A 12,712-nucleotide genomic window follows, 5' to 3' on the forward strand; every position below is an offset into this window, starting at 1 on the left:
TCTTTAATTCATCATGACAACTTCAGCTCAGCCCAACATGGCAAACAGGCTCAACCGCAAAGGGGCAACCGGCCCACTGACCGGTGTGCGTGTTCTGGACCTATCCGCATACATCGCCGGCCCTTACGGTTGCTCTTTACTGGCTGACCAAGGCGCCGAGGTAATCAAAATCGAGCCCCCGGCAGGCGACAATCTGCGCAAATACCCCTCGACGCTTGAAACCGAAAGCCGTGCGTTTCTGGGCGTGAATCGCAGTAAATTCGGCGTGATGCTGGATTTGAAAAATCCGAAGGATCTGGCCAGACTGATGATGCTGATTCGTACGGCGGATGTTCTTGTGCACAATTTCAGGCCCAGCGTGGCGCCCAGGTTGGGTATTAGTCATGAACAATTGCATGCGATCAATCCCAGGTTGATTTATTGCGCAGTCAGTGGTTATGGCGAAACTGGTCCGCTTAAAGAAAAAGCCGGTTACGACCAGGTGTTGCAAACTATGACCGGCATGTGCACCATGCAGGGCAAAAAAGATGGCCCCCCCGAAATTCTGTACGGCTCCGTTGTCGACTACTATGCCGCCGCGCTAGTCGCGGCAGGCGTGTCTTCCGCGCTCTACGAGCGGGAGCGCAGCGGCATCGGACAATTTGTCGGCGTATCCTTGTTGACCGCCGCGCTCACCATGCAGTCGGCAAGGCTCATCTGGGCCGAGAGCGAAGGTCGCGATGTAGGCAGGGATATGCGCTCCGGGGGAATCACAGGCCTGCACCCGACAAAAGACGGGTATCTATACATTTCAGCCAATACGGCGCATTTCTGGAGAGCGCTTTGCCATAAAGTCGGCCTGGATGCACTTGCGGATGACGAGAGGTTCGACACCGTGCGCAAACGTGCGCAACAGCAAAGCGTGATTGTGCCGATATTGCGCGAGGCGCTGGCCAAAAAATCCGCCCTCGAATGGGAAGCGATTTTTGGCGAAGAGGTTCCAAGCTCCGCGGCGCGCAGCGTCGAAGATATGTTCGATCATCCACAGGTCCTTGCGCAAGACATGATCGGACAGTTCAAGCACCCGGTAGTTGGAAATTATCGTGGCCTCAAGCGCACCATCCAATTTAGCCGCACACCAGGACCGGAGGCATTTACCGCTCCAACGCTTGGTCAGCATAATGATGCCGTTCTAGACGAATCCGATCCGACAAAAAATAAACCTTAGAAATATGAACATTCCAAACTCAACGGGAACCAACCCTCCGAGCATGCAAGTTCCTCGCCACGCGTGCGACTCTCATATGCATATCTACGATGCAAAATTTCCTCGCGCGGCTGATGCGGCAACTCTGCCCGGACTGGCTTCGGTCGCAGAATACAAATTGCTGCAAAAAAGATTGGGCACATCGCGCACCGTGGTTGTGACGCCCCGCAATTACGACACAGACAATCGGGTAACACTCGATGCGATCAAACAACTTGGGATCAAGGACACTCGCGGTGTCGCTGTTTTGCGTGACGATGTGACCGATCGCACTCTGCAAGAACTGCATGACGGCGGCATTCGAGGCATCAGGTTTTCGCTCTACACTCCTGCACACGCCGCTGTGAGCTTCGAAATGGTCGAACCTTTGTCTCGCCGAGTTCACGAACTGGGTTGGCATGTTCAATTGCACTGGACCGCGGATCAGTACGCGCAACACGAGGCCATGCTCATGCGCTTGCCCTCCACGATCGTGATCGATCACATGGGCAGAATGCCTCAACCTATTGGCGTTTCGCATCCGGCACACGCCATTATTCGCAAGTTATTGGATCAAGGGCGCACCTGGCTCAAACTATCAGGTCCATACTTGGATTCGAAGCAAGGTGCGCAAGGCGAATATCGTGACATCGATGCGGTTGCACGAAGCTGGATTCAAGCGCGGGCCGATCGACTGGTCTGGGGTAGCGACTGGCCCCACCCCACCGAAAAAGACAAACCTGACGATGCCTTGCTGATTGATCTTCTTGATCGTTGGACACAGGATACAAACGTGATACGGAAAATTCTGGTGGACAATCCGGCTTCGCTTTACGGATTCGAAGCCGCTTAACCCCAGAGATCACTCAATCTCTGGCGGCCTGCAGCCCACGCAAGCGGGTGGCCGCATCCCGGATCATCATTTCGGTGCTTGCCCAATCCACGCAACCATCCGTAACCGAACATCCATAAATCATCTTGCTGCGATCAGCCTGGATAGGCTGATTGCCAGCCACCAAATTCGATTCGATCATCATGCCTATGATCGATCGGTTTCCGGCAACGATCTGACTAATCACGTCGGACATCACAAGAGGTTGTAATTCCGGCTTTTTGTAGCTATTGGCATGCGAACAGTCGACAACAATGTTAGGCGTAAGCTTGGCTTTTTTCATAGCCTCTTCGGCCAATGAAATCGACACGGTATCGTAATTCGGACGACCGTCGCCACCGCGCAAAACGAGATGGCCATAGGGGTTGCCGGTAGTGTGCACAATCGAAACTTGACCGTTGCCGTTGATCCCCATGAATCGGTGCGGCCGGGCGGCAGACAAAATGGCATTAATCGCGATCGAAACATCACCATTGGTTCCGTTTTTGAAACCGACCGGCGTGGACAATCCCGAGGACATTTCGCGATGAGTCTGTGACTCGGTTGTGCGGGCTCCGATCGCAGTCCAGGTAATCAGATCGCCCAGATATTGAGGGGATATCGGATCAAGCGCTTCGGAGCCTGCTGGCAGGCCGAGCTCGTTAATGGTGAGTAAAAACTGTCGCGCCAGCAACATTCCCTCATCGATCCGAAATGAGTCATCCATGTGCGGATCGTTGATATAGCCCTTCCACCCCACAGTGGTGCGAGGCTTTTCAAAATAGACCCGCATGATAATCATCAGCACATCGGAGACTTCATCCGATAGCTTCTTGAGTCGTTGCGCATACTCGAGTCCCGCAACCGGATCATGGATGGAGCAGGGTCCGACCACAACAATGCGGCGCGGACTCTTGCCTTGAAGAATATCGATCAGATCCGAACGGCCTTTTTCGATCGTCGCCTCGGCCGACTTGGTGATAGGCAACTTGGCATGCACCTCGTCAGGGGTGGGCATCGGATGAAAGGCGGCAACGTGCAGGTTATCGATGAGGGGTGCGGTCGTCATGGTCATTTAGGATGGCGCAAAAAGCGGTGTATTGATTCAGGATTGAAAAGAAACCTAGCGTAGCACCCATTTTAAGGCCGATCTTCAAATACACTTTAGCTATGTCAAGTGCGCGCCGTATCGCTCATATCGACATGGATGCCTTCTTCGCTTCCGTCGAATTATTGAGTTATCCAGAACTGCGAGGTCAACCCGTTGTGGTGGGCGGACGCAACGCCGTTGTAAGTCGCGACGATGCGGGCCAAGCCCGATTCGCCAGATTAAAAGAATATGCGGGTCGGGGGGTGGTTACGACTTCGACCTACGAGGCACGGGCACTTGGCGTGTTTTCGGGCATGGGGCTGATGAAGTCGGCTGCACTTGCGCCAGATGCCATTTTGCTGCCAGCCAATTTCGAAGCATATCGCCACTATTCCAGATTATTCAAATCGGCCGTTGCAAGCATTGCCCCTCATATTGAAGATCGGGGCATTGATGAAATTTATGTGGATTTGACCGAAATCGATGAAGACACGCTCACGCTTGCCCGGCGCATCAAGGCGCGCGTGCTCGAAGCCACAGGGCTGACCTGTTCGATCGGAATCACCGAGAACAAGTTGCTTTCCAAAATTTGTTCGGATTTGCAAAAACCCGATGGCATCACAATCCTGGCCAAAGAGGACATTCAAACGCGCATCTGGCCTTTGGCCGCCAAAAAGATCAATGGCATCGGTCCGAAAGCCAATCTGAAGCTCGAAAGCCTGAATATCAACACAATCGGTCAATTAGCCGCCGCCCCGCTCGAACTGCTCATCGCGCATTTTGGTCGTAGCACTGGCACATGGATGAATCGGGCAGCCCATGGCATCGACGACCGGCCCGTCGTGACATGGTCCGAACCCAAGTCGATCAGTCGGGAATCCACGTTTGAAAGGGATTTGCACGTGAAAACCGATCGCACGGTGCTGACGGAAATTTTCACCAACCTTTGCATGCGCCTGGCCGGCGATTTGCTTCGCAAGGGATACGGATGCCGAACGATCGGGATCAAACTGAAATTCGCGGATTTTCAGGTTGTCACACGCGACATCACGCTAAAAAACGACATTCATACCGGTGAGGCTATCCGCAAGGTGGCGGGAGAATGTCTCAAGCGCGTTGAACTGAGCCAGAAAATACGCCTGCTTGGAGTGAGGGCATCAGGCTTGTCGCCCTTATCGCAAGAAAGTTCGCAAAAAAACGCTGAACAAGCCCAACTTCCCTTTTGAAAGTTATAAGCAAACAAAAAATGAATCTTTGACCTCTCGAGACTCAAGACCTAGCCTAGCTGATTCAGGAAATTTGCCAGGTCAGACATATGTACCAACTCAATGCATTCGACACCGCTCGCCTTCAGGAGCGTGCCAACCAGCTAGCGGGACAAATCAGTCGCAACCAGCAGGGAAAACTGAGCGATGATCACCTCAAACCGCTGCGTTTGCAAAATGGTTTGTATATTCAGCGTCATGCGCCCATGTTGCGAATCGCCATTGCCTACGGGATGCTCAACAGCCGGCAATTGCGGGCACTCGCCGATGTGGCTCGACGCTACGACAAAGGCTACGGACATCTAACGACGCGCCAGAACATGCAGCTGAACTGGATATCACTGGATGATGCACCCAAAGCCCTGTCGGATTTGGCCCAAGTTGGATTACACGGCATTCAGTCAAGCGGAAACTGTTTGCGTAACATCACCAGCGATGCTTTGGCCGGTATCGCTCCGGAAGAAATACTCGATCCACGCCCTTATGCGGAACTGTTGCGGCAATGGAGCACTTTTCATCCGGAGCTTTGCTTCTTGCCGCGCAAATTCAAGGTCGCACTGACAGGTACGCCGGAAGATCGGGCATTGGTTCAAATCCACGACATGGCTTTTGAAGTTGTTCAGGCCGAACCTGCAGTATTTCGCGTACGCGTGGGCGGCGGGCTGGGTAGAACGCCCATTCTCGGTCCTGTCATCAAAGAACGGTTGGACTGGGGGGACTTGCTGACTTACACCCATGCTGTGATGCGTGTGTATAACGAACTGGGGCGGCGCGACAATTTAACTAAGGCACGCATCAAAATCCTGGTGCGCACAGTTGGGCTGGAAACCTTCAGGGAAATGGTTGAACAGGAATGGCAACGTTTGCGCCATGGGGTACACAAATTGCCTGCAGCGGAACTTGAACGCGTTAAGGAATCGTTCGCGGAACCGGATTGGTCAGCGGGCGAACTCCATCCTAACTTATATCGAGTCTTTGAAGACAAGGATCAGAAATCTTTCGAGCGCTGGCTGTCAAAAAACAGATTAGCAAACCGTCACAAGGGATTTGCAGCGATACTTGTTCCGCTTAAAGCCAAAACCCGACCACCAGGGGATGTGACAAGCGATGAGATGGAGGCGCTTGCCGATATTGCCGACCGGTTCAGTCAGGGATTTATCCGCGTCAGTCATACACAGGATTTTGTCTTGCCTGCTGTGAAGGAAAAGGATTTGCCGCGACTCTACGAAGCTTTGCGCGAGATCAATCTCCATCATGCCGTTGGCGGGCTAATCGGCGCAATGGTTGCCTGTCCCGGTGGCGATTTTTGCGCGCTGGCCAATGCGCGTTCGATTCCGGTCGCTCAAGACATCGCTTCACGATTCGACTCGCTAGACGCACAAGAGAACATCGGCCCGCTGGACCTCAGGATATCAGGTTGCATGAATAGCTGTGGTCATCATCATGTCGGTCATATCGGCATTCTCGGCGTAGACAAAGATGGTGCTGCCTTTTATCAAATGCTGCTTGGTGGTCATTCCGGACATGGCGCCCCTGCCGCGCTTGGCACCATTATCGGCCGAGCTTTTGCCGAAGACGAAATCGCAGACGCTGTCGAAGAAGTCATCGACACTTATCTGGAAAACCGGCTTGCGGGCGAGACTTTTCGTCAGGCGGTCGAGAGGCTAGGCAAACAAATATTCGCCAACGCAGCGGACGCAATTCGCAAACCTGCAAAAAAACGTGATGATGTGCACGCAACAGAAACGGCGGGAGACATCGCATGAAAGTCTGGCTGATAGGCGCGGGTCCGGGCGATCCTGAACTCATCACGCGCAAAGCCTGGAGGTTGTTGAGCCAAGCCGAAGTCATCCTGCATGATGCCCTAATGGACGTTGAGGGCATGAAGATGGCAAACCTCAACGCGAAATGGGTGGAAGTTGGAAAGCGCAATGACCAACCATCGGTTGAGCAGGCCTTTATCTGTCGGGCACTTGTTGGCTACGCCAAACAGGGGTTAAATGTTGTGCGCCTTAAGGGTGGCGACCCATCGATTTTCGGACGTGCGGCAGAAGAAATCCGCGCGTGCAGGGAAAATGGCATAGACATCGAAATCGTTCCAGGTGTCACCGCGGCCTGCTCTGCCGCAGCTGATTTACAAACCAGCCTGACTTTGCGAGGTGTATCCAGAAGTGTGGCATTCGTGACGCCTCGCGTTGGACGGCGTGAAACCGACAATGATCAACAATGGCTAAGATGCGCGCTTGTCGCCGAAACCGTAGTGCTTTACATGGCCGGCACACAGGCCAAAGAGGTTGGCACATTGCTCATTGAGGGTGGTCGTCATCCCGATACGCCTGTTTGCGTGGTTGAATCGGCCAGCCGCTCAGGCGCGCGATTGAAATTGAAATTGGCCGACATCGCACAAAACGGCCTAGAACATTATGCAGGGCCTGTTAGCTTACTGGTCGGAGAGGCCCTTGGACTAGCCAAGGTTCAATCAGAATCGGAATCGCAGTCGGATCCGTTTTGCGCAAATGCACCTCTTGATAAAGCCATCACGCAAGCAATCGCCTTTGGTTGAACCGACATTTGGAACAAGACATGAGGAAACCGACATGAATACAACCAATCATTTTGTTTTCGACAACAAAGGACAACGCCTGGATTACAAAGGAGAAATTGATATCGTCATTGATCCGGTCGAACTCTTGGCTCGCCAGGATGGCGATTCGTTGACCGGACGAATCGAAAAAATAGCGAAAGAGTTCAAACAATCCAAAGCAATCGGTATCCGGTTCGAAAAATTCACGGATGGACGTTCATACTCCATAGCGGCAAGACTGCGCGAAGCAGGTTTTAGTGCTGAATTACACGCGCTTGGCGAAATCAATCAGGAAATCGTGTTTCTTCTGAAACGTGTTGGTTTCACACACTTTCACATTCCGGATCCGGGTGCCTCGGAACTGGCCGAAAACATACTGCGTCCCTTCGCGGGACACTATCAGGGCGCGCAAGACGGAACGCTTTCGCCCTGGCAGCAAAAGATGATCTAAATCAATCGCGACAGAGTTGCCGCCGCAGCTGTATCGGCGATCAGAGATACGCCGTACAGCATGCAGACGATCGCAACAGCACGAAAAAAGTAACTGCGATAACGAGTGGTTGAATGTGTCTTTTTCATGACTACAATCATAGAGACGCAATTCAAATTTGCGAACAATCGATTTCTTATTTCCTTATAAGAAAATCACGCTCAATCGAACTAGGGGAGACAACGCATGACCACAGGCAATCAACAAAAAGAAAAGCGCTTTGCACAATTAACCTTGGACACAGTGCCACCGCAATCGCGCGGACTAGCGCAAGAGATTCTGGATATTTCAAGCATCGGCCTGGGTGGTCCCTACAATGTCATGCTGCGTAGCCCCGAGTTCGCTGCACGCATCAAACACTTGCTCGATTACTTGCGATTTGGCTCGTCACTTCCGAAAAGACTGAACGAGTTTGCAATTCTGATCCAGGCGAGAATTTGGACCTCTCAGGTTGAATGGTTCGCGCATTACCCAATCGCCTTGAAGGCAGGGTTACCCGCCTCGATCGCCGATGACCTCAAAGCCAATATTCGCCCACGCAATATGCAACCCGATGAAGAGGTCGTCTACGATGTCTGCATGACGATGACCAAGACGCACGAAATCAGCGATGAGCTGTTCGAACATGCAAAAGCTGTATTGGGCGAACAACAATTGGTTGATCTGATCGCGGTCAGCGGAACATATGTCACGATCGCGATGTTATTGAGTCTAGGAAACGAACCATCGCCCGCGGACAAGCCACTACCCTTTCCCGAAAAACTGCGCTAATCAAGGGTTGACCCGCAAGTGATCAACCGTTTGACCGGCCAGTCGACGCGCGTGAATAGACTCGAAGGCCGATTCGAGGTGATGCGTAAACAGGCCGGTATTGAATAAAGGACTCGATAATCTATTTTGGGCGAGCTTGTCGCGAATCCCTCTCAATTTTTCGGGGTTACCGGCCAGCTCGATGGCCAGTGCCTCGAACGAAGAGGCAGATGTTGTCACTAATTCCGGCAAGTCGATGGCATGCAACAAGCTGGCCGCGACCCGACTTGCAAATGACTGCCCTGCGATGGTGAGCACTGGCAAGCCTGCCCATAATGCATCACTTGCTGTCGTATGCGCGTTATACGGCAATGTATCCAGAAATAGATCAGCGGCACGTTGCCTGGCTAAATGCAGTTCAACGGGCATATTTTGTGCAAAAACAAGTCTCGATGGGTCCACGCCCCGAGAGAGTGCTTCATGACGCAAATTGCTTTGTGTCTGATCGCTACCTTGCAACAGCCACAACACACTGTCCGGCACCGCTTTTAGAATAGTCATCCAGCTGTCGAATGTTGCAGGCAGAATTTTGTAATTGCTATTGAAGCAGCAGAAGACAAAACCGGATTCCGGAAGATTCAGTTCAGCTCGATTGAAGGTTCGATTCGCAATGGGGCGCTTGTTGTCATTGGCCTGATAACTATGCGGAAGAAAAATGATTTTTTCGCTATAAAAAGAAAGGCTATCGGGCAATTGCGTTTCAGGCGAGCCATTTTTAGCTTGATTGATTTCAGTTGGGATCAGAATCGGATCCCCAATCACATAGTCGATGAAATCTGCGCCCATCGTACCTGGATAACCCAGATAGTTAATCTGGATAGGCGCCACGCGTGCAGCGAACAAATCCGGACGGCATCCTTTAGTCAACCCGCTCAGATCGATGGCGATATCGATTTCGAGCTTGCGGGCCAACGCAACAACGTCTTTGGCGGATTTTTCGCGCACATCATGAAAATGATCAAAACTCTGTTCCAACCGCTTGCGCATTGCGTCCTGGGTATCGGGTCCGCTTGAAAACGCATGCACCTCGAATCGAGACCTGTCATGATGATCGAAAACACCCGCGATTAGATAGGCAACAGGATGGTTCCAATAATCGGCGGAAAAATAACCTAAACGGATTTTTTCATGTTTGCCCCGCTTAGGAATCGGACTGGCCGGCGATTTCTTAGGGAAACGATCCCGCACCCAACGCTCTGCCAACTTGCGTTGTCGTGCGCCATCATCGCACAGGGCCAAAAAGGGAAACGGTGGACATACCTTCTTGCCGGCGTCAACCTGATCAAGCAACAACGCAAGTTCGCGATCGAAGTCACACCACTGACACATATGCATCTTCAAATTCAGGCGCGTGCCTGCAAGCTCGGGAATATCATCTCGATATGCAAGTGCCCGATCGTAACTTTGCACTGCCTGTTCGAATTTTCGAAGTTCAGCCAAAGCGTGGCCACGGTTATGCCAGGCGTCGGCATAATCGGAAACAAGCTCGATTGCCCGGTCGTAACTGGCGATCGCATCGTCGTAACGAGCGATGGCTTTTAATGCATTTCCTCTGTTGTATAACGCAATTGCGTTGGAAGAATCCAGTTCGATGGCTCTGTCATAGCTAGCCAGAGCGGCATCCCAGCGCCCCAGAACCTGCAACAAATCACCACGGTTGTTATGCGCTTCGGCAAAACCCGGATCCAGGGCCAATGCCTTGTTGTAACTGACCAATGCGGCATCGAACAAGCGTTGATCTTGTAGAACGTTTCCGAGGTTGTTGTGGGCTTGCGCAAAATCCGGCACCAGTGCGATGGCTTTTTTGATCAAGGTCGCAGCACGGTCCAGTTGTCCGGACTGAAAACACAAAACACCCAACATGTGCAAAGCATCAAAATGCTTGGGTTGTTTTTTCAGCACAGCCTCGTACAACGAGCGCGCTTCGGACAATCGACCCTGTTGATGCAGGTCGAGCCCTTGCTGAAACATGAGGGTAAGTTGCTGCGCAACCGAAAGCTTGGCGTGAGGCGTCGAAAATGGATTAGAGGCGTTCATGCCGCGATTTTAAGGGGTTTTGCCAAACGATCCTTTACGAATTCGTTACGATCCGGTTTAAATGCTTACGCGGCCGATTTCTGCGTGTTATGTTTAAACAGTCATTCAACCGATTCGTGCAGAAACAAGCGAGGCAATCCACATGAAAAAAATATTCACCGGTCTATTTCTTTGCGCGTTAACTATCACCGGCATCCCCTTAGCTGCGCAAGCGCAAAGTGCAGCGAACTTTCCTAATCGGACAGTCAAAATCGTCGTCCCGTTCGCACCCGGTGGATCGACCGATGCACTGGCCCGCCTGCTCGCGCAACGGCTAACCGCCTCCTGGGGACAAACCGTCATTGTCGAAAACAAGCCCGGCGCCGGAGCCACGCTTGGCGCCGACTATGTCGCCAAATCCACGCCCGATGGCTACACCGTTCTGATGGGCGCAGCTCACCATACGATCGCGCAAAACGTCTACAAAAACCTTCCCTATCATTTTGGACGTGATTTTGCGGCGGTCAGCATGGTCGCCATGATCCCCAATGTGGTTGTGGTCAACGCAAAGGTTCCGGTCAACAACATCCAGGATCTGATCGCCTTGGCTAAAAAGGAACCCGGAAAATTGAACTACGGCTCGGCCGGTGCCGGAACCGCGCATCACTTGCTGGGTGAATCATTCAATCTTAAAGCCGGTACCCAACTTGTTCATATCCCCTACAAAGGCAGTTCTCCCGCAGTGGCAGATCTGGTCAGTGGCCAGGTACAGGTGATGTTCGATACGGTTTCATCGGCGCTCCCCCAGATCAATGCCGGCAAAACCAAAGCCCTGGCTGTCACAACAGCAAAACGATCGTCCGCCCTTCCGAATGTTCCGACATTGAGCGAAACGGTCTTGCCCGGCTTTGACTTTGGCACTTGGTTCGGAATTTTGGCGCCTGCGGCCACCCCCACCGACGTCATCACCAAAATGAGCAACGAAATCATCAAAATCGTCCATATGCCCGAAGTTCGCAAGCAATTACTGGAAATGGGCTCTGAACCAATTGGCAACACTCCGGCCGAAATGAAGGCCCAGATCGATGAAGAACTGCTTGAGTTTGGCTCCCTGACCAAACAGATCAAGCTCATCGTCGATTGAATTGGACTAAAAAAATGCCTCCCATATCGGGTCGCCGTCATGTAAGCTTTTCGAATACTTGACCACCGACCCGGATATGCATCATGGCAACTGACAAACCACCTGTTTACGAAACACTTGGCGCAAGCGGATTGCGCGTACCTCGCCTGTGGCTTGGGGCCATGATGTTCGGTGACCAAACCGATGAGGCAGTCGCTCGCGAAATGGTGGCCGTCACGCGTGATGCCGGCCTGAATGCAATCGATACCGCAGATAACTACGCCGGCGGTGAATCCGAAAAGATGGTCGGAAAACTGATCGCAAAAGATCGCTCGCGCTGGGTAGTGGCCACCAAAGTCGCCAATCCAATCGGCAACGAGCCGAATGATCGCGGCACATCCAGACACTGGGTCATGCGCGAAGTCGACAACAGCTTGTCACGCCTGGCCACCGATTACATCGATGTCTACTACATGCATCGGGATGACGAATCCGTCCCGATTGAAGAGGTGCTGTCGACTTTCGCCCGTCTGATCGAGCTTGGCAAAATCCGTTATTACGGTGTGTCTAACTTTCGTGGCTGGCGTGTGGCACGTATGGTTGAAACCGCGCGCCGCATGGGAGTGCCCCAACCAATTGTCTGCCAGCCCCCTTATAGCGCCGTCACGCGCCTGATCGAAACCGAACTGATTCCAAGTTGCAACCATTATGGAGTGGGCGTGGTGGCCTACAGCCCGCTTGCACGCGGGGTGTTGACCGGGAAATATCAACCCGATGTGGCTCCCGACGCCAACAGCCGGGCCGGGCGAGGCGATCGACGCATGCACCAGACTGAATTCAGGCCTGAGTCCATGAATGTCGCTAATGAGCTTAAAGCATATGCCCAAAGCCGCGGTCTGAGTCCGACCCAATTCGCCATTGCCTGGGCACTAAACAACCGATGCATCAGCGGAGTGATCGGAGGCCCCCGAACGCTTGATCAATGGCAGGACTATGTTTTGTCCTTGAATGTCCAGCTAACGGCTGAAGACGAGGCACTAGTCGATCGTCTGGTGCCCCAGGGCTACGCATCCACCCATGGATTCGTTGATCCCCAATATCCGATCCAGGGAAGAAAACCCCGCAACTAGGTTGCAAAGCGAAGGTATCCGTTTCAACCGATTACTCTACGCCCAACGTCCCGGCTTTTTACTGCGATAATCTTGAACATTAGAGTTCAATTTGCATCGCACCGGGAT

Annotated in this window: 12 protein-coding genes; 9 read left to right on the plus strand and 3 right to left on the minus strand. The window is 52.6% G+C overall.

The features are described 5' to 3' along the window. Positions 1-13: 13 nt before the first annotated feature. On the plus strand, positions 14-1,207 hold the full coding sequence (locus G3I67_RS12095) for a CaiB/BaiF CoA transferase family protein (RefSeq protein WP_163655701.1): 1,194 nt from the start codon (positions 14-16) through the stop codon (positions 1,205-1,207). A 43-nt stretch (positions 1,208-1,250) separates the two neighbouring features. Continuing rightward, entirely contained in the window at positions 1,251-2,078 is an 828-nt protein-coding gene (locus G3I67_RS12100; RefSeq protein WP_163655703.1) for an amidohydrolase family protein, read from the plus strand. A gap of 13 nt (positions 2,079-2,091) precedes the next feature. Here the strand turns inward: G3I67_RS12100 and G3I67_RS12105 are convergent, their stop codons facing one another. Continuing rightward, the gene (locus G3I67_RS12105) at positions 2,092-3,165 is read right to left on the minus strand and encodes a 3-deoxy-7-phosphoheptulonate synthase (RefSeq protein ID WP_163655818.1); all 1,074 of its coding nucleotides are present in this window, start codon (positions 3,163-3,165) and stop codon (positions 2,092-2,094) included. Between the two features lie 101 nt (positions 3,166-3,266). Here G3I67_RS12105 and dinB point away from each other — a divergent pair, with 101 nt between their 5' ends. The 4 genes from dinB (at position 3,267) to G3I67_RS12125 (ending at position 7,486) form a co-directional block, all read left to right on the plus strand. Further along, a complete protein-coding gene (gene dinB, locus G3I67_RS12110; RefSeq protein ID WP_163655705.1) occupies positions 3,267-4,412 on the plus strand; it encodes a DNA polymerase IV in 1,146 nt (381 codons plus the stop codon). Between the two features lie 89 nt (positions 4,413-4,501). Beyond that, positions 4,502-6,217, plus strand: a complete 1,716-nt coding sequence (locus G3I67_RS12115) for a nitrite/sulfite reductase (RefSeq protein WP_163655707.1) — start codon at positions 4,502-4,504, stop codon at positions 6,215-6,217. After that, on the plus strand, positions 6,214-7,014 hold the full coding sequence (gene cobA, locus G3I67_RS12120) for a uroporphyrinogen-III C-methyltransferase (RefSeq protein WP_163655709.1): 801 nt from the start codon (positions 6,214-6,216) through the stop codon (positions 7,012-7,014). The genes G3I67_RS12115 and cobA overlap by 4 nt, the downstream gene beginning before the upstream one ends. Before the next feature lie 34 nt (positions 7,015-7,048). Then, positions 7,049-7,486, plus strand: coding sequence for a DUF934 domain-containing protein (locus tag G3I67_RS12125; RefSeq protein WP_163655711.1), 438 nt, complete (start codon positions 7,049-7,051; stop codon positions 7,484-7,486). Here G3I67_RS12125 and G3I67_RS15100 read toward each other — a convergent pair. Beyond that, a complete protein-coding gene (locus tag G3I67_RS15100) occupies positions 7,483-7,614 on the minus strand; it encodes a hypothetical protein (protein ID WP_260074494.1) in 132 nt (43 codons plus the stop codon). The two genes, G3I67_RS12125 and G3I67_RS15100, sit on opposite strands and share 4 nt — an antisense overlap. Positions 7,615-7,711: 97 nt before the next feature. Between G3I67_RS15100 and G3I67_RS12130 the strand changes: the two genes are divergently transcribed. Next, entirely contained in the window at positions 7,712-8,296 is a 585-nt protein-coding gene (locus G3I67_RS12130) for a carboxymuconolactone decarboxylase family protein (protein ID WP_235931898.1), read from the plus strand. Here G3I67_RS12130 and G3I67_RS12135 read toward each other — a convergent pair whose 3' ends face one another. Then, entirely contained in the window at positions 8,297-10,372 is a 2,076-nt protein-coding gene (locus G3I67_RS12135) for an O-linked N-acetylglucosamine transferase, SPINDLY family protein (RefSeq protein ID WP_163655712.1), read from the minus strand. It abuts the gene before it with no gap. A 142-nt stretch (positions 10,373-10,514) separates the two neighbouring features. Here G3I67_RS12135 and G3I67_RS12140 point away from each other — a divergent pair, with 142 nt between their 5' ends. Both G3I67_RS12140 and G3I67_RS12145 read left to right on the plus strand, forming a co-directional pair. Beyond that, positions 10,515-11,495 carry a tripartite tricarboxylate transporter substrate binding protein gene (locus tag G3I67_RS12140; RefSeq protein ID WP_163655714.1) on the plus strand — a complete coding sequence of 327 codons (981 nt, stop codon included), beginning with the start codon at positions 10,515-10,517 and terminating at the stop codon, positions 11,493-11,495. A gap of 83 nt (positions 11,496-11,578) precedes the next feature. Then, on the plus strand, positions 11,579-12,604 hold the full coding sequence (locus G3I67_RS12145) for an aldo/keto reductase (RefSeq protein ID WP_163655716.1): 1,026 nt from the start codon (positions 11,579-11,581) through the stop codon (positions 12,602-12,604). Positions 12,605-12,712 lie beyond the last annotated feature (108 nt).

Origin of the sequence: Sheuella amnicola, from assembly GCF_010499255.1 — a bacterium.
In the GTDB taxonomy this organism is placed as follows: Bacteria; Pseudomonadota; Gammaproteobacteria; order Burkholderiales; family Burkholderiaceae_B; genus Zwartia; species Zwartia amnicola.

Coding starts and splice junctions, on each gene's coding strand:
- cobA (WP_163655709.1), top strand. CDS start 6,214: ATGAAAGTCTGGCTGATAGGCGCGGGTCCGGGCGATCCTGAACTCATC.
- G3I67_RS12135 (WP_163655712.1), bottom strand. CDS start 10,372: ATGAACGCCTCTAATCCATTTTCGACGCCTCACGCCAAGCTTTCGGTT.
- G3I67_RS12095 (WP_163655701.1), top strand. CDS start 14: ATGACAACTTCAGCTCAGCCCAACATGGCAAACAGGCTCAACCGCAAA.
- G3I67_RS12100 (WP_163655703.1), top strand. CDS start 1,251: ATGCAAGTTCCTCGCCACGCGTGCGACTCTCATATGCATATCTACGAT.
- G3I67_RS12140 (WP_163655714.1), top strand. CDS start 10,515: ATGAAAAAAATATTCACCGGTCTATTTCTTTGCGCGTTAACTATCACC.
- G3I67_RS12105 (WP_163655818.1), bottom strand. CDS start 3,165: ATGACGACCGCACCCCTCATCGATAACCTGCACGTTGCCGCCTTTCAT.
- G3I67_RS12125 (WP_163655711.1), top strand. CDS start 7,049: ATGAATACAACCAATCATTTTGTTTTCGACAACAAAGGACAACGCCTG.
- G3I67_RS12130 (WP_235931898.1), top strand. CDS start 7,712: ATGACCACAGGCAATCAACAAAAAGAAAAGCGCTTTGCACAATTAACC.
- G3I67_RS15100 (WP_260074494.1), bottom strand. CDS start 7,614: ATGAAAAAGACACATTCAACCACTCGTTATCGCAGTTACTTTTTTCGT.
- G3I67_RS12145 (WP_163655716.1), top strand. CDS start 11,579: ATGGCAACTGACAAACCACCTGTTTACGAAACACTTGGCGCAAGCGGA.
- G3I67_RS12115 (WP_163655707.1), top strand. CDS start 4,502: ATGTACCAACTCAATGCATTCGACACCGCTCGCCTTCAGGAGCGTGCC.
- dinB (WP_163655705.1), top strand. CDS start 3,267: ATGTCAAGTGCGCGCCGTATCGCTCATATCGACATGGATGCCTTCTTC.